A 16,965-nucleotide genomic window follows, 5' to 3' on the forward strand; every position below is an offset into this window, starting at 1 on the left:
CCCACCGGGAACGTGACACCGGAGCCGACCGGGAACGTGACGCCGACACCGACCGGGAACGTGACGCCGACACCGACCGGGAACGTGACACCGGAGCCGACAGGGAACGTAACGCCGGAGCCGACCGGGAACGTGACGCCGGAGCCGACCGGGAACGTGACACCGGAGCCGACAGGGAACGTGACGCCGACGCCGGGAGAGAGCGTCGATCTCGAACTCTATGAGGGCTGGAACTTCGTCTCGATCCCAAGACAGCTCTCCACGGATAACAACACCGTGGCGACGGTCTTTGGCGACGTCGACACTGATGGCCGGCCGATCTACACCTTTGAACCGGAAACCGGCTTCACGCCTGTAGGAGAGAATGAGACGCTTGAGGTCCTTGAGGGATACTGGGTCTACTCGACCAATGAGACGACTCTGCAGTTGAACCTCAGCACCGACCCGATCCGGTCCCCTGCAGCGCGGACGCTCAGTCCGGGATGGAACGCCATCGGCTACTCCGACCTGACGGAGCGACCCGCCAACGAGACACTCGGGTCAGTGGAAGATGCCTGGGTCTACGTCGTCGGTTTCGACGCAGAGACCCAGAGTTATCGGCCGGCACTCATCAACAACCAGACCGGAGCCCAGGGCGAGGACCAGAGCCTCTCCCCGACCGAAGGCTACTGGCTGTTCATGAGCGAAGAGGGCAGACTGGCTGCCATCAGCACCTAACCTTTTTTTTTGACGGCGCCGGGCGTACGAACAGAAGAGTTTTCGGCCTCCTCATTCCGGGACCGCCCGATACTCCTGCATCAGGGCGTCGCCGTAGGCCTCTTTCTTCTTTGTCGGGATGTAGTTGAACGCCCCGGCTCTCCGGAGGAGTTCAGCGCGAATCGAAGCGTCGTTCGGGAGATTCAGGGCCCGCACGCCGTCGATGATAAGGTCGAGGTGGTTGATGCCGGTCTCCTTCCCGTCCACGAGGACCGTCCTCACCTTGATCGCGTCCGGCCGGATTCCGCCGCAGATGGTGCAGTAATCGCCTTCTTTCTCGTTTGTCACGCGCATCACTCCCGGACCATCGTCAGCGACATCTTGAACCGCGTGACGGCCGAGAGAGCGTGGGGGACGTTTGCCGGGAAGATGATCGTCTCTCCCTCGCGCATCCGGTGCGTCTCACCCGCGACCCAGACCTCACACTCCCCGTCGAGGATCGTCACCACCGCGTCGTACGGCGCGGTGTGCTCCGAGAGCCCCTCATCCTCGTCGAACGAGAAGAGGGTGATGCTCCCCGACGGCTTGTTGATGATCATCCTGCTTGCCACGGTCCCGTCCTGGTAGGCAACAAGGTCCGCTAACCGGAGGACCTTTCCCCGCAACTCTGCGCGTTTATCTTCCGACATAATTCAACCACTCACTGTATACTTCATTCTTCTTCCGGCAATCTACTTTTCGCATCCGCCCGTGCATACACAAGCGCCCCATCCACCGGGCATGCCTCCGTGCACCGGCCGCAGAGGTAGCACTCCCCCCGGCCGTCGCCGGGTCCCGCCTCCCCGGTCGGGCATGCCCGTTCGCACTTCCGGCAGCCGATGCAGGCGTCCGTCCGCCGGAGCCGGTAGCGGGCCCTTGACGCCGCCGGGGCGAGGAGGGCCCCATAGGGGCAGACATACCGGCAGAACGGCCGGTAGATGACGGCGGAAAGAAGGACGATCCCGAGGAAGACGAAGAACGACGTACCGACCGCGAGGTTGAAGAAGTCTGCAAGGCCGATAAGCGCAAGGAGGTTTATCGAGAGCCCGAGGCCGGCGGCGAGGAAGAGAACGAAGACGCCTGCCCGGATCGCCACCGGGACCCGGCTCTCGGCGTTGCCGCGCTTCTTCGCCGGCACAAGGTGCACGAGTTCCTGGACGGCGCCCGCCGGGCAGACCTGCCCGCAGATGACCCGGCCGAATACGAAGGTGAGGGCGATGAAGAACAGAAACCCGCCGAGCGCGATAGGGAGTGGAGACCCGAGCGCCGCCGCGTCCCGGAGGACGAGGCCCTGCAGTTGGTAGGGGAAGACCGGTGCAAAGACCAGGAACCCGAGGAGCGCCGAGATTACGAGGAACGGCACCGCCCGCCGTCGGGTGAACCGGCCGGAGCGCCAGAGCCAGACGAGGACGGCAAATGCAAAAAGGCCGTAGATGAAGCCTACGGCCTTCGGGATTGCTTCAACGACCATCGGGCCCTCAGAGCAGTCTTGTCCCGGTTGTCGGCCGCGGAACCTTCACCACGAGCACCCGGCAGGGTTGATTGCTCTCGTTCGCCCAGCGGTGGGGAATCTTTGCCGGGCTCTCGACCAGGTGGTCCTTCCCGACCTCTGCACGCTCGTCGCCGATCTCGACGATCCCCGTCCCCTCGAGGACGTAGAAGAAGACGTCCACCGGGGTTATGTGCTTCTTTAGCGCTTCCCCGGGCGCAAGCGTGATCACAACCGCGTTCGCATGCTCGGTGTCGTAGACTTTCCGGGCATCGACATGGTGCGGGTTTGCACCGATTGGTTCCCTGGCTACATCAACAATCTTCATATCGTTCATCTCCGTTGCGGCAATTATCCTTTATAATTCGTCCAGTAATTCGCGAGGGACTCGCGCCGCCGCCGTTCATGGCGGCGGGCCCGCATCTCCGGGAAGGTCGGCTCCGTGCTCTGGACGGCCGGGCAGTAGGGGCAGAGGGCGTAGGGCACGTCGTCGGCCTTATCCCTGACCGGGCAGAGGTAGGCCCCCTCCCACTCGTCGACGATCTGTCCGCCGGGGAACGGGGTGCCGACCGGGTGGGCGGGCTTCTCCACGACGAACATGGTGAACGCGGAGAGAAGATACTTCAGATAGAGGTACTTCGGGTCTTTCTCTCGCGCTTTTTCGGCGCAGGCCTCCGCCACCATTGAGCAGTAGGCGGAGAGCGCCGGGTCCGGCGGGTCCTCCATCTCGGGACCCCCGCCGTTCCGGGAGAGGAGGATCAGGCAGTGGTGCGCCGAAAAGATCTCTTCATGGACGCTCGCAAGAAGCCGGTCGCGGTAGTCTTCCGGGAGGTGGCCGACCTTCCGCTCGAACCGGGCGTGCATCATCTCCAGGTCGTGCAGGTCGAACGCCGTCACTTCGTCGGCGATCACGCGGAGGAGGTCCCCCTTTGTCGCTGCCCCCTGCATCCGCCGGCAGGCTGTCCTGATGGTCGCCACCGATACCGACTGCCCGTCCTCTGCCTCCTCTCCGTAGTCGGCGAAGGGGTCGATGATGAAGGAGCAGGCGTCGCCCGGACCGGCCCCGGGCGTCTCGCGGCCTTCCCTGCCGATGAGCCGCAGGATACCGTTCAGGATCGTCTCCAGCCGCATGGTCTCACCAGAGTTTACCTACGATCGTGAGATGTGGAGAGGTTTAATTCTGGTGTAACTCTCATAGTAACAACCATGAACGACCTCATCCGGGACCTGACGACCCTCGGGTTGATGGAGTACGAAGCCCGGGTCTATGCGGCCCTTGTCGGGATCGGCGAAGGAAGCGCCCGCCAGATCCACGAGGCGAGCAACGTCCCCCGCCCGAGGGTCTACGACATCGCCGAAGGGCTTGCCGCACGGGGGTTCATCACCGTCCGGCGGGGAAACCCCCACGTCTACATCCCGGCCGAGCCCGCCGTCGTCATCCACCACCTGACGGCGGCCGTCGATGCCGCGGCGACGGCGGCGGTGCAGGGTCTCGATGCCCTTTCGCTCGACGCCCGGTCAAAGAACTCGCCGATCTGGTACGTGCAGGGGGAGTGGAGCATCCGGCGCCACGCGGAGTCGCTTGCCGCAGGCGTCACCCATGACCTTGCGGTCGTCTGCCTGGACTACGGCAAGATCGGCGAGTTCGCCCGGCTGATCGCCGATGCGTCACGGGACCATCGGGTGAGCGTCCTCCTCCCGAACGGGAAGTGCGGGATCACAAAGCCGCTCGGAAACGCGTCGCTCCATGTCCCCAGGCCCTTCTGCACCTTCTTCCAGGAGATGATATTCGAGAAGATCTACTGCGGCCCCCTCTCGGTGGATGGGGCGGCGTTTTTGCTCGAGTACATCTTCATCGCCGACGACCGGATCTGCATGATCATCTACCGGGAGGACGGGGCGGCGAGCGCCGTGGTGATCACCCTCCCGTTCATCACCTGCGTCCAGAGGCAGTTCGTCAACAGGATGATCGCGACCGCGGAGCAGATCGAGGGGCCGGTGGAATCGAGCAGCCTGTAACCGTGCGGGTGACAGGCCGAAAAAAAGTGGGTCCGGGCCGTCTATATCCCCAACTTCGTCCGCTTCGCCTCGATATGGGCGAGCATCCCCTCCGCCGCCTCCCTCGCATCCGTCTCGACGTGGAGCACCCCGCCGGTGATGCCGGGGAGGTCTCTGGTGAGGAGGTTCACCAGGTCCGGCCCGCCGGTCACGGTCGGGACCGGGTTGACGTAGGTGTAGAGACCGAGCGCGAGCGCAAAGAGCGCGTCGATAGTCGCCTTCTGCTCCATGTACTCAGGGGCGGCGACGGCGACCGGGAGGTCGGGGAAGGGGACGCCGCCGAGGGCGTCGGAGATCGAGAGGAGGAGGTCGGCGCACCGGCCGGTGTCGGTGCATGTCCCGAATCCGAGGACCGGCGGCACCCCGAGCGCCGTGCAGAGTTTTTTTAACCCCGGCCCGGCCTTCTCCTTCGCCTCCGGGGAGCAGAGCCCGGCGACCTGGAGCCCGGCCACGCCGCACCCCATCCCGAGGACCAGGACGTCGCGGGCGATCAGGTTCTCCGCGACCGCGACGGTGTGGACGTCCTGCCCGGAGTTCCGGAGGGTGGTGCAGGAGACGAGCCCTACGATACCCCGGATGGTCCCGTCCTTTATCGCGTCAAGCAGCGGGTTGAGGCTCCCGCCGAGCGCTGCGACGATGCTCTCGGGGGCGAACCCGACCACCGCTTCCCGCACGGGAAGACCCCGGACCGCCTCCACCTTCGTGCGGCGGTCCCGGAAGTTCTCGATCCCCATGGCAAGGAGCGCCGCCGCCTGCTCTTTCGCCTCCTCCGGGACGTAATCGAGCCTCTCCGTCCCGCCCTCGAAGACCACGACCTCGCTTACCGGGATCAGCCGGAAGTGGTACTTTTCGGCGTAGAGGGGGTCGAGCGGGAGCGAGCAGTTCATGTCGGCGGCAAAGACGTCCACCGCCCCGGTGGCGAGGACCGCTTCCTGCATGATCCAGTTCCCGGTGTAGCCGTAGAAGATATCGTCCATCGTTCTCCTCTGGATCAGTTCCTGCCCGGTCTCGATGTTGGCGATGACCCGGAGGCCCTTCGCCCCTGCCGCTCGCGCCTTCTGCTGCCACTCGTCGGTGCGGGCGAGGTCGATGAGGGCGAACCCGAGGAAGGGCTCGTGGCCGTTCGGGAGGATGTTGACGTAGTCGGGGTCGAGCACCCCGAGGTCGACCCGCATAGGGTGCGGGTGCGGGATGCCGTAGAGGATGTCCTGGATGTACTCGAGCACGATCTGACTCTGGTAAGCCATCGCGACGCCGAGGCGCATTGCTCGCATGGCGTGGCTCGCGAACCAGCCGTCGACGTTGGTCAGGGTGGACGCGGTAACGACGACCGTCTCTCCGTAGATCCCGCCCGGGAAGAGTCCGAGGCGCTTCCAGACCTCCTTTCGCTCCGGAGGGGCGAGCCGCTCGATGATCCGGCTCGGCTCGTGGCTGAACCGGTGAAAGTCCTCCTCCACGAAGTCGCAGAGCCGGAGGGCGACCTCCGCATCGCTCCCGCCCGTGTCGATACCGAGCCGTCCTGCAAATAGCCGGAGTTTCTCCGGCTCCGCGATGGAAAACGGGGTTTTGCCCTCGGCGGTCGCCCGGAGGGTCCGTACCGCCTGCTGGGCGTGGTAGTGGTAGTTCGACGCTCCCATGACGTTACGGAGGAGCATCATCCGCATCGCCATGCCGTCGGCGTTAATCCCGCAGACGCCCCGGTGGTTCCGGCCGGCGTCGGCCCGGCAGGGGCCGTTCGAGCAGAAGTCGCACCGGGCGCCCGCCTGGCAGAAGGCGCACCGCCGGTCGGGGTCGGTGCCGAAGCCCTGAGCTTCGTAACGGTCCCAGACGTTCGACATGCCGTCTGCTTTGAGCCGCTCGTAGACGGTCCGCACCGATTCGTGGTAGGATATCCTGTCACTCTCCATGGTCATGGGGAGTGACCTCTCCCGCAACTATATGTAGATATCGGCCTACCCCTCCTCGATATACCGCTTCAGTGCCACGGCATTGTTGTGCTCCCTGTCCCGGGCGGCGTAGAGGAGCGTGACGGTCGTATCGTTCGCTTCCTGCCGGAGCCTGGTGAGCGTCGCCTCCTTACCCTCGAGTTCAGCCCGGTAGCGCCGGAGAAACTCGTCCCACTTCATCGGGTCGTGCCCGAACCATCGCCGCAGTTCGTCCGTCGGTGCAAGGTCCTTCTCCCACCGGTCGAATTTCGCCTCCTCTTTCGCGATGCCCCGCGGCCAGAGCCGGTCGACGAGGACCCGAAGCCCGTCGTCCCCGGCGGGCTCCTCGTAGATCCGTTTTGTGCGTATCATGGGGCGGGGATACGGCGAGCCCCTACTTAAACACCCTGCCCCCGTGCAGTCTTACGAAAGATATATGTAAGGTGCGCCCATCCCCCCGCCCCATGACGGGATTATTGAGACTCCTCTCCCTCACCCTGGTGATAGGGTGTGCAGTTCTCTTCTCCGGGACGGTCGCCCAGGAGGACGGGAACGAGACTGCTGAGGCTAACGTCACCATTGTATCGCCGGAGGAGAACGCCAGCGTCCCCGCCGGGAACGTGACGGTGAGCGTGAACGTCACGAACTTCACGCTGGTCGAACCGACCGGCCAGGCGAATGTGCCGGGCGAAGGCCACCTGCACTACTACCTTGACGCCCCGGTGCCGACGAACGCGAGCGAACCGGCCGTCCCGGAGACCGGCGGCTATGTCATCTCCACGAACCTCACCCACACCTGGGAGAACGTGACGGCGGGAGAACACAACCTCTCGGTCCAGCTGACCAATAACGACCATACGCCGGTCGTCCCGCTCGCGTTCGAGACGGTGAACGTCACCGTCGGCGGGAATGCGACCGGAAACGAGACGGCGGTGACCATCAGCGCACAGGACATGGCGTTTGATACGGACACGATCACGGTACCGGCGGGGGCGAACGTGACCATGACCTTCGACAATCGGGACGCCGGCGTCCCCCACAACGTCGCGGTCTACGACAGTCCCCTCCGGTCCGAGGAGATCTTCGCGGGCGAGGTCGTCACCGGGCCAGCCGAGACCACCTACACCTTCACGGCGCCGTCCGAACCCGGAACCTACTACTTCCAGTGCGACATCCATCCCTCCATGAACGGCGATTTCATCGTGGAGTGACCGTGAGAACCGGTGTGTAAAACGTGCTGGGGCCTTCGGATCTGCCGTAAAGCGGCGCTAAAGCCCCATTCACTCCTTTTTTCTTACCCATCGGGGACAACCTTTAAGCACTCTTACCCACCCGTAAGACCCGGATCACCCCTTCCCCGGGGGTGACCCGGAGAGATGAAAGGCAATGGCGGATGATGATCGCATCCATGCACTCCCGGCGATCTGGCGACGGCTCGGGAACCCGGTTTCCCGTGCTGCTCTCAGGTCGATTACCCGAAAAGACGATTGCGGGAACCGTCTCGAAAATGCGATCCGGTACTATCTTGGCCAGGACGACGGGTTGTGCTGGAGGTGCAGGCTGGCCGGCCGCATGGTCGGGCGTACCCTCCGCAGCAGCAGCGCCCTCTTCGGGGTGAGTGAGGACGATATCCGGAACGGGCTCCAGGAGCCTATTTTTCGGCGCGGGCTGCAGAATGTGCTTGAGGGGATCGCCCGATACGGCGTCACCATGCCCCAGGTCGTGAACGCGCCGTTCCTGGTGGTCTGGGACTTTACCCACCGCTGCAACCTCCGGTGCGCCCACTGCTACCAGGATGCACAGGAGGCGCTCCCCCGTGAGCTCGATACCGGGGAGGCAAAGCGCCTCGTGGAGGAACTCGCGGATGCAGGCGTGGTGATCCTCGCCTTCTCGGGAGGAGAGCCTCTGATGCGAAGGGACTTCTTCGAGGTGGTCGCCCATGCCCGCAAAAACGATCTCTACGTGGCGCTTGCCACCAACGGCACGCTTCTGACGCGCCGGATGGCCGCAAAGGTCCGGGAAGCCGGCATCGAGTACGTGGAGGTGTCCGTCGACGGGAAAGACGCTGCGAGTCACGATGCTATGCGGGGCATTCCGGGCGCATTCGACCGGACCATCGCCGGTATCAAGAACTGCGTCGCGGAAGGGCTCTACACCTGCATGGCAACGACGGTCACCCGGTCGAACTATCACGAGATCCCGGAGATCTACGGTCTTGCGTCGGACCTCGGGGTGAACCGGTTCATGTGCTTTAACTTCATCCCGACCGGGAGGGGCACGGAGATGATCGACCGGGACATCTCTCCCGAAGAGCGCAGAGACCTGATGCGCTACCTGATGGACCGGACCCGGGAGGGCACCGGTCCCGAGGCGCTCACCACCGCCCCGCAGGTCGCCTCCATGGTGGTTGAGGGGGAGCAGGGGGTGCCTGTCGGGCATTTCTACGCCGGGGAGGAGATGGAGGGGAGGACGCGGCTCCTTGCCGACTTCATCGGCGGGTGCGGTGCCGGCAGGCTCTACTGCAGCATCGAGCCCGAGGGGGATGTCCAGCCCTGCGTCTTCATGCCGATCATCGTGGGAAACGTGCGGGATACTCCGTTTCTTGAGATCTGGCACTCCTCGGAGGTGCTGCAGAAGTTACGGGACCGAAGCCAGCTCTCGGGGGCATGCGCCGGTTGCGCCAACCGGTATATCTGCGGCGGGTGCAGGGCCCGCGGCTGGGCATACTTCGGGGACATCCATGCGCCGGACCCCGGGTGCATCAACAACCGGGCCTTCTGGGAAGCGCTCAGGAATGAACGGGAATCGCCGCGTCAAAAAAAAGTGGGTTAGCGGTTCCTTCTCGCCCAGAGGAAGAAGGCCAGCGGGGCGAGGAGGGGCGCGTAGGTGAGCGGTGCCGTAGGTGTCGTCGTCGGCCAGGCGGTCGGCTCCGTCGTTATGCCTTCGGTCGTCTCAGGCGTTGCGGTGACCTCTTCAGTGACATTCGTCTCCTCGCTGGTTGTGGTCGGGGTCGTGGTCACGTTCTCCGGCGCCGCAGCAATGGCAAAGGTGGAGAACCCGGGGGTTGTAGCCCGGAAGAGGTACGTTCCGTCCTCTTCGCCGATGACCTCGGTATCCAGAATCTGCCAGCCGCCGTTGACGTAGCGCAGGAGCCTGACGTCCTCCGGGGCCATGCTGTGCTGCTCAAGCCACCGGGCAGGGATGGCGAAGGTCACCGTCGCGCCGCTGATGTCATTTTGGTTCACCCACGAGAGGGCAACCTCGACATACTCATAGACGCCGGCGGCGGGAGGTTCTGTCTGCGACGGCGCCGCTGCCTTCTTCACGGTCAGCATTAACTTCGGGATGGCATCGGCCGCCGTAATGGAGACGCTGTCGACCGATGAGGTGGTCATCTCCGAGAACGTGAACGTCTCGCCGCGCTCAATGTTCTCACGAATCCTTGCATCGAACGTGGGACCACTCGCGCCGTCGCCGTCACTGCCGCCGTTCCCTGGGTCGGTCGGAGACGTTGTGGGTTCCGCCGTGGGTTCTGCTGTGGGCTCGGGTTCGGGAGTGGCGGTGACGGTGACCGGTGCGGTCGCCTGCACGCTGCCTGCCGCTGCTGTTACATTGGTCGATCCCTCTGCGAGCGCCGCAAAGAGCCCGGCTGCATCGATGGTGCCGACCGCCGGGTCGGCACACGACCAGGCAACCCTGACCCAGTCCATCCCGTCGTCGCATTGGTCATAGACCCTGGCAACAAACTCCCGGGTCTTCCCGGTCTCCAGGGTGGCTATGGCCGGTTCGATCTCGATGCGGGCCGGGACCGGGAACGAGGGCCCGACGGTTACGCAGGCGGAGCCGGTGATCCCGTCCGCCGATGCGGTGAGGGTCACGTTGCCTTCCGAGAGGGCGGTGAAGTTGCCGCATTCGTCGATGGTCCCGACGGCCGGGTCGCTGCTTGCCCAGGTGACGGTAGCCTCCGGCATTTCAGAGCCGTTCTGATCGAACGCGGTCGCGGTGAGCGCCAGGGTGTTATCGGCGGCTATGGTGAAGTCGGACGGGCTGACGACGATCCGCGCAAGTGCCGGGGATGCCGACCGGACCGTTACAGTCGCGGTCCCGGAGGCGTTGCCTGCGGATGCGGTGATGGTCGCCGTGCCGTCGCAGATCGCGGTGAAGAAGCCGTCAGCGGTGATCGTGCCGACACCCTCGTCGTTGCACGACCAGGTCACCGGAGGATTGGATGCGTTGTCCTGCAGGTCATAGATGGAGCCGGATATGTTGTCCTGCAGGTCATGGACGGTCGCGGTGAACTGCCGGGAGTCTCCGGCGTCCATGGTGACCGCCGACGGGGATACCGCAACTCCTGAAGATGTGGTAGTGACCGTTACTTCCGCCGTTCCGGTGACGTCGCCGCACCTTGCGGTGACGGTCGTCGCGCCGTCACAGACCGCGGTGAAGAGGCCGCTGCAGGGGTCGATTCTGCCGACGCCCTCATCGCTGCTGGTCCAGTCGATCGCGGCATCCGCGATATCGCAGCCGTTCTGGTCGAGGACGGTTGCGATGAACTGTTCTGTGTCGTTTGCGGCGAGAGCGATTGCCGACGGAGTAACGACGATCTGGGTGAGGACCGGGTCGTCGCAGTTTACGGTGACGGTCGCGGTTCCGGATACCCCGCCTGCGGTTGCGGTGACGGTCGCCGTGCCGTTGCAGACTGCGGTGAAGAGACCGGTGTCGTCGATGGTCCCGACGGTTGGGTCGCTGCTCGTCCAGGTTACTTCTGCGTCCGGTACGATGCGGCCGAACCCGTCGAACGCGACGACGGTGAACATCCTGGCATCATCGACCTCCAGGGTGACCGCGGACGGCGAGACGAGGACTTTCGCGAGCGCAGGCTCTTCTGCTGTTCCGGTGACGGTGACGGTTGCGGTCCCGGAGACGTTGCCCGCCGACGCAGTGACGGTTGCCGTGCCTGCGGCGAGGGCGGTGAAGAGGCCGGTGTCGTCGACGGTACCGACGGTCGTGTTGTCGCTATCCCAGGTTACCGTGACGCCGGTCATGGTGCTGCCGGACTGGTCGCGGACGGTTGCAGAGAACTGTTCCGTGCCGTTGACCGCGAGCGTGGCCGCGGTCGGTGCGACCTCAATGGTTGTCAGGACCGGTTCTTCGGCGTTGTCGTTGACGGTAACGGTGGCGGTCTCGGAGACGTTGCCCGCCGACGCGGTGACGGTTGCCGTGCCTGCGGCGAGGGCGGTGAAGAGGCCGGCGTCGTCGATGGTGCCGACAGTCTCGTCGTCGCTATCCCAGGTGACGTTGACGCCGGTCATGACGGCGTTGAACTGGTCGCGGACGGTTGCAGAGAACTGTTCCGTGCCGTTGACCGCGAGCGTGGCTACGGGCGGCGTAACCTCAATGCTCCCAATGACTGGGCCTTCAGCGGTTACCGTGACCGTTGCATTCTCGGAGACGTTGCCCGCCGACGCGGTGACGGTCGCCGTGCCCGAGGCGAGGGCAGTGAAGAGGCCGGTGTCGTCGATGGTGCCGACAGTCTCGTTGTCGCTATCCCAGGTGACCGTAACGCCGGTCATGACGGCGTTGAACTGATCGTGGACGGTTGCAGAGAACTGTTCCGTGCCGTTGATTGCGAGCGTGACTGCAGTCGGTGCGACCGCGATGGTTGTTGCGACCGGATCGACCGGTGTTTCGGGCTCGTAGACGAAGAGGTAGAGGTTCGAGTCAGGACTATAGCCTCTCTGCCAGACTATCGCGTTTCCGCTGACGGCGGGGTAGAGGTGGTCGTCGTATTCATCGGCAGAGAGAACTACAGACATCTCCTTCCCGGTAGAGAGGTCGTACATGAAGATGCCTCGCGGTGCACCCCGCTTGTCCTCCCAGGCGACGAGGTTCCCGCTGATCGCCGGCGCGACCTGCTCGGTCATGTCGGTGGTGATCTGTCTCTCCCCTGCGGACAGGTTGTCAAGGTCAGCAATGTAAATGTCGGGGTTCAAGGTCCCATGCCGGTAGTCTTCCCAGGCGATGAGGTTCCCGGTGGAGAGCGAGGGCCAGAACTGCGGCGCCGTGCTCGTGGATACCGTGCCTGTCCTGCCGGTTGCAATCTCGTAGTAGTGGACCCTCTTGTCCGCCCTTTCCACCCAGGCAACGTAGTCCTCCGAGAGTGCAGGCTTGAACGCGGTGCTGGTCCCGTCCGGGATTATCTGTGCATCGCAGTCGATGATCTCCTTCACGGTCCCCGCGGCAATGTCGTAGAGGACGACGTTGCGCCGGCCGCTGTTCGAGTCGTCGTACCAGGCGATGTAGTTTCCGCGGACGATGGGCAGCCACTGGTCGCCCGTGTCGGTGGTGAGTCGTGTCTCGTTACCAGTGGAACGCTCATAAAGGTAGATGTCCCAGTTTCCATGCCGGTTATCCTGCCAGACGATGTAGTTGCCCGAGATGGAGGGCCTCTCCTGTGAGGCGGGGTCATCCGTTATCCTTGTCCCTGCGTAACTGTAGGGTGGAGTACGTCGAAGGTCGTCTATGGTCGCCAGGAAGATGTCCATGGACCTCATGTTCTGCTCATCGTATCGGTCGTCGCCCCAGACGACTGTATCGCCGTCAATATCAGGGCGTTCCTGCGCTTTTTCGGAGGGACGGTATAGGTCCTCTCCGGGCGCAGCGTCTACCGCCATAACCGGTGATATTAAGAACCCGATGACGACGATTGCGCACAAAAGTGCCAGATGCGTATGTTTTTTCATGTTTTTCCCCCTTGATGATCGCTCTTCCGCCTGCAGGATCGCCGGTAGATACCTGCCGGTAAGCACAAGCAGCTGGCTAAAGCAGGTGCTCGCCGGAGCTCCCGGCAGGCGGAGTGCGGATTTTCGGTTTAAGACCCGGTCGTAAGGTTGCCGGTGAACGGGTGGATAGCGGTATAAATATATAACCTTTACTGATATTTATTCATAAAATTATATAATAAAAAATAGTATACCTCATCACTCTTCACAGGCGCAGAAGTCCCGGGACGGGCCTTTTTTGTGCTGAACGATGAAATTTGCGGGCGGACTGGTACCGGCGCGTATTGATCCTCATGGTACCGTTGTGCGCCGAATTTTCGCCGAGACCCTCGGGCCCCGGCCGGAACGCGCACCCGACCGCCTGCTCCCGGCGAACGGAGAAAATACCGGCCGCCGTCTCTGTGTGCCCGGGTCGCGTAACCTTACCGGGCGCGGGGTTATATAAGAGGGAAAGGGCCGGCGGTCATCACGTCCCGGCAAGGGCTTTGCGGGCCCTCCGCCGTATGACCCACTCGACGATTCGTCCCACGGCGTTGTAGAACGGGTTCACCCGGGCGTTCGTATAGTAGCGGGCGGACGGGTCAAGCCAGCCCCGCTTCTTCCAGTAGGCATGGTCGGTCGGGGCCGCTTCTCGCATCTCGTCGAACGAGGCCTTCTGGGCATGGAAGACGATGACGCTCCGGAGCCCCGGCCGCCGCTCTCTTCGCTCCGTTAGGGCCCGGAAAAACTTCCGGGCGGCCCTGTCGAGTTTCCGGCCGCTCTCCTCCCGGACGTGCCGTTCGGAGGGGGTGAGCGGCATGACGATACCGACGCGGGAGACGACGTCATAGCCCCATATGCCGACGACGGAGTCGAGGTAGTCGAGGACGTCTTTCTCGCCCACGATGCCGGTGGTGACGAGGAGGAGGGCCTTCTTGTCGAAGAACCGGGGGCGGTGGAAGATGTAGGAGAACCGGTCGATGAAGGTCTTCATGAGGCCGGTGACGGCGAGCCCGTAGACCGGGGACGCAAAGATCACTCCGTCGGCGTCCTGCATCTTCTGCCCGACGGCGGGGGCGTCGTCCTTGAGAGGACAGCGCTCCTCGCCCCACTCGAAACATGCCATGCATCCCCGGCAGGGTGCAAGGTCGACATCCCCGAGCATGAGGTACTCGAACTCGACGTCGCCGAGGGACCGCATCGTGCTCTCGATCCTCTGCGCCGCCCGGAAGGTGTTGCCCTTCCGGGGGCTTCCCATGATGACCAGTATCTTCATATCGGGGCCTCTTCCGCGTTCCCCGGTGCCGGCCGGGGGTTCTGCTCTGCAGCGTCTGCTGTGCGATGTGATAATGGTTGTCGGGGCGGCCCTCCTTTTTAACGGAAACATCGGGCGGATCGAGATTGTAGTATGTGTAAAGCGACCATCGTAAAGGAGTTACGTCCCGATCGACGACACGGCTATAGCAACCGGGAGCGCGAAACGTGCAAAGGGATTCTAATATAGAACTCATCCCAAAAAGATCTATGAATGTTCTGTACACCCTTATCGGAGCACGCACCTCCGAAGTTTCTCTCCTCTGAACGATATCCAGGACAGAGAGAGTGAAACGGCTTCCTATTGGCTATCGCCATGTGGGGGAGGGTCCGGGAGGGGGTGCCCCCCTTCCGGCAAAGGCATTTTGGGATGCCCTCATATACTCACGAAGAAGGAATCTTGTGGGAATAACCGATAGGGGAAGGATGCATAATGTTCAGCCATTGCCCGGGTGCTGCAAATATTCGGACTCCGACGCTTACGATAAAGAAATGTCCTCAGTGCGGTGCGGAGGTCGAGGTCTTCTCAAACGACGTCTCGGTGAAGTGCAGCGAATGCGGGTTTACCGTTTACAATGATGCCTTATCCTGCGTCCGGTGGTGCAAGTACGCGCGGGAATGCGTCGGGGAGGAGACCTATCGCAAACTTACGGCCGAAAAGCCGGATCGTTAGAGGGAGGCGGGGCAAAGCAAACCCCAAAAGGGATAGAGGCAGCGGACTGCTGCCGGGCGGTCGCCGCTCCCCAATAACCATCCCGACGGAACAGGCACCGGGGAGCCTGTTCTGGCCCTGTCCTAACGTCGAAGCCCTTCTCCCGCTCCGCTCCTCGAACCCGGCGGCGCTCGGATTTGCCCTATGAAACGTCGTTTCTGCCGAAGCATCGCGGCTGCTGCGTCACTCTTACCAGAAAACCTATCCGGATCTCGTCCGGCGAGGACGACGGCGTCGCCACGCTCGCATGGAGCGGGGCCCCTCCCCCTTCACTTTCAGCCCGCGCACGGCCTTTCTTTAACTATCTCCTCTTCTCCAGAGTGACGTATGACGCGCTCTTCCCTTCTCCGCTACGACGAGACTCTGTTCCGGGACCGGGAGGTCTTCGAGTTCACGTATCGTCCCCCCGGGCACCTTCGCCACCGGGACGCCCAGGTCCGGGAACTCGCCGACAGCGTCGCCCACTCTGGTTACTTCGACGATTACGAGGCGCTCGACGTCGACCCCCGGTTTCCGGGATCTACGTCACCTCAGAGACCCGGGCCGGAAGGAGGCGGGAACGCTGACCGCGCCCTCCTTCAGGGGTTCGTGAGGATGCTGTCCCGGCGGCCGGGGGTTCCCGGGGTGGGTCGAAGAATCTGCGAGCGTGGTTGGAGGAATAGAAGATAGTAAGACTTGATGCGCTGAAAGAGTATGTTGACTCTCAGATGGAGAAGTAAATGATCGTTTCCTACAAGTATCGGGCATATCCGGATGCAACCACTGAGACACGGCTGAATACCGCACTCGATACCTGTAGGTGGCTCTACAACAAACTTCTCGAAGAATGTACTACTGCGCGGGAACATGGGTTCACTCCGACGATGCGAGGAATGCAGGCGCAGATCGTCACGCTGAAAGAGGAGAATCCATTTCTGAAGGGCGTATACTCTAAAGCACGGAAGATGCTTCGCATCTTCCTGTCAGGCACAACCCAAAGGGTTGTGCCGTGTGCTCCAGATGGTCAACTATACCCTCTGGAGCAACATCGCCGCTCTCTCCCAGACGAAGAAGAGAGGACGGAAGATTGGCAAACTCCGGTTCAAGAGCGCGTCCCGGTATCGGACGCTCAACTACAACCAGTCCGGGTTCAAGATCGACCGCGAACAGAGCACGATCACGTTCTCGAAGATCGGAGCACTTCCGTTCACCATGTATCGACCGTATACCGGGAAGGTGAAGAGCGTCCTGATCACCCATTCAGGAGATCGATGGTATGTGATCGTTCAGACGGAACAGGAGGTCTCCGAACCGAAGAGAGAGGGACGATCCGTCGGGATCGATCTCGGTCTGACTTCGTTTGCAGTCGATAGCGACGGGGCAGTGATCGAGAACCCCCGGTTCCATGAGCACTCGCTGAAGAAGATCAAGAAGTTGCAGCAGAGCATTACTCGGAAAAAGCGGTTCTCGCAGAACTGGAAGAAGGCAAAGAGTAAACTGGAGAAGGTCTATGATCATATCACAAACCAGAAGAGAGATTTCCTGCACAAACTCTCCCGCCAGTATGTTGACACCTATGCAACGATCTGCGTTGAAGCACGGAAGACCCCCACGGGGTCTTCCTGACAGGAAACTCCCTCCTGGAGTTTCCGTGACCTGAATATCAAGTATCTCAAAGAGAAGGGTAAATCTCGCGGGCTTCGCAGGAGTATTCACGATGCTTCATGGGGACGATTCTATTCTTACCTCGCGTACAAGGCTGAAAGTGCTGGTACGAACTTCATTCAAATCGATCCCCGCGACACGACACAGATGTGCTCGAACTGCGGAAGCATCGTGAAGAAAAGTCTCTCCGAGAGAGTCCACGAATGCCCATACTGTGGGTTTGTTGCCGATAGAGATTACAATGCTGCGGTAAATATCCACCGCATAGGGATGGAACAGCCCTTTGAGCCACGGAAACTGCCCTGCAGTTTCCTGACAGGAAGATGC

At 62.6% G+C, this 16,965-nt stretch carries 13 protein-coding genes and 3 pseudogenes; 7 read left to right on the forward strand and 9 right to left on the reverse strand.

What is annotated here, in order from left to right:
- Positions 1-717 (forward strand): annotated as a pseudogene (locus BP737_RS08430) (hypothetical protein); the annotation flags it as partial.
- Between the two features lie 51 nt (positions 718-768).
- On the opposite strand, the gene BP737_RS08435 reads toward BP737_RS08430, so the two are convergent.
- The 5 genes from BP737_RS08435 to BP737_RS08455 are packed head-to-tail and all read right to left on the reverse strand — an operon-like array spanning position 769 to position 3,355.
- Positions 769-1,044: an NAC family transcription factor gene (locus BP737_RS08435; RefSeq protein ID WP_292410994.1), complete on the reverse strand. Its 276-nt coding sequence runs from the start codon at positions 1,042-1,044 to the stop codon at positions 769-771.
- Between the two features lie 5 nt (positions 1,045-1,049).
- Entirely contained in the window at positions 1,050-1,385 is a 336-nt protein-coding gene (locus tag BP737_RS08440) for a cupin domain-containing protein (RefSeq protein ID WP_292410995.1), read from the reverse strand.
- A 23-nt stretch (positions 1,386-1,408) separates the two neighbouring features.
- A complete protein-coding gene (locus BP737_RS08445; RefSeq protein ID WP_292410996.1) occupies positions 1,409-2,206 on the reverse strand; it encodes a 4Fe-4S binding protein in 798 nt (265 codons plus the stop codon).
- Between the two features lie 7 nt (positions 2,207-2,213).
- A complete protein-coding gene (locus BP737_RS08450; RefSeq protein WP_292410997.1) occupies positions 2,214-2,552 on the reverse strand; it encodes a cupin domain-containing protein in 339 nt (112 codons plus the stop codon).
- Between the two features lie 23 nt (positions 2,553-2,575).
- Positions 2,576-3,355 (reverse strand): DUF2115 domain-containing protein, encoded by a 780-nt coding sequence (locus tag BP737_RS08455; protein ID WP_292410998.1) that lies wholly within the window; start codon positions 3,353-3,355, stop codon positions 2,576-2,578.
- Positions 3,356-3,430: 75 nt separating this feature from the next.
- On the opposite strand from BP737_RS08455, the gene BP737_RS08460 reads away from it, so the two are divergent.
- Positions 3,431-4,243, forward strand: a complete 813-nt coding sequence (locus BP737_RS08460) for a TrmB family transcriptional regulator (protein WP_292410999.1) — start codon at positions 3,431-3,433, stop codon at positions 4,241-4,243.
- 41 nt (positions 4,244-4,284) lie between these two features.
- Here BP737_RS08460 and cooS read toward each other — a convergent pair whose 3' ends face one another.
- Both cooS and BP737_RS08470 read right to left on the reverse strand, forming a co-directional pair.
- Complete coding sequence (gene cooS, locus BP737_RS08465) at positions 4,285-6,195, reverse strand: anaerobic carbon-monoxide dehydrogenase catalytic subunit (protein WP_292411000.1); 1,911 nt, start codon at positions 6,193-6,195, stop codon at positions 4,285-4,287.
- 39 nt (positions 6,196-6,234) lie between these two features.
- A complete protein-coding gene (locus BP737_RS08470; protein WP_292411001.1) occupies positions 6,235-6,579 on the reverse strand; it encodes a DUF488 domain-containing protein in 345 nt (114 codons plus the stop codon).
- Between the two features lie 92 nt (positions 6,580-6,671).
- Between BP737_RS08470 and BP737_RS08475 the strand changes: the two genes are divergently transcribed.
- Together BP737_RS08475 and BP737_RS08480 are read left to right on the forward strand one after the other, a co-directional pair.
- Positions 6,672-7,418, forward strand: coding sequence for a cupredoxin domain-containing protein (locus BP737_RS08475; RefSeq protein ID WP_292411002.1), 747 nt, complete (start codon positions 6,672-6,674; stop codon positions 7,416-7,418).
- A gap of 175 nt (positions 7,419-7,593) precedes the next feature.
- Positions 7,594-9,039, forward strand: a complete 1,446-nt coding sequence (locus tag BP737_RS08480) for a radical SAM/SPASM domain-containing protein (protein ID WP_292411003.1) — start codon at positions 7,594-7,596, stop codon at positions 9,037-9,039.
- On the opposite strand, the gene BP737_RS08485 is transcribed toward BP737_RS08480, so the two are convergent.
- Both BP737_RS08485 and BP737_RS08490 read right to left on the reverse strand, forming a co-directional pair.
- Positions 9,036-12,950: an Ig-like domain-containing protein gene (locus BP737_RS08485; protein WP_342686115.1), complete on the reverse strand. Its 3,915-nt coding sequence runs from the start codon at positions 12,948-12,950 to the stop codon at positions 9,036-9,038. The two genes, BP737_RS08480 and BP737_RS08485, sit on opposite strands and share 4 nt — an antisense overlap.
- 505 nt (positions 12,951-13,455) lie before the next feature.
- Positions 13,456-14,244: a flavodoxin family protein gene (locus tag BP737_RS08490; RefSeq protein ID WP_292411007.1), complete on the reverse strand. Its 789-nt coding sequence runs from the start codon at positions 14,242-14,244 to the stop codon at positions 13,456-13,458.
- 1,077 nt (positions 14,245-15,321) lie between these two features.
- On the opposite strand from BP737_RS08490, the gene BP737_RS08495 reads away from it, so the two are divergent.
- The 3 genes and pseudogenes from BP737_RS08495 to BP737_RS08505 all read left to right on the forward strand — a co-directional run.
- The gene (locus BP737_RS08495) at positions 15,322-15,663 is read left to right on the forward strand and encodes a hypothetical protein (RefSeq protein ID WP_342686116.1); all 342 of its coding nucleotides are present in this window, start codon (positions 15,322-15,324) and stop codon (positions 15,661-15,663) included.
- A gap of 50 nt (positions 15,664-15,713) precedes the next feature.
- A pseudogene (locus tag BP737_RS08500) lies at positions 15,714-15,782 on the forward strand (hypothetical protein); the annotation flags it as partial.
- Between the two features lie 211 nt (positions 15,783-15,993).
- Positions 15,994-16,965: pseudogene (locus BP737_RS08505) on the forward strand (RNA-guided endonuclease InsQ/TnpB family protein); the annotation flags it as partial.

The organism is Methanoculleus sp. UBA291, assembly GCF_002499755.1.
GTDB classification, from domain to species: Archaea; Halobacteriota; Methanomicrobia; order Methanomicrobiales; family Methanoculleaceae; genus Methanoculleus; species Methanoculleus palmolei.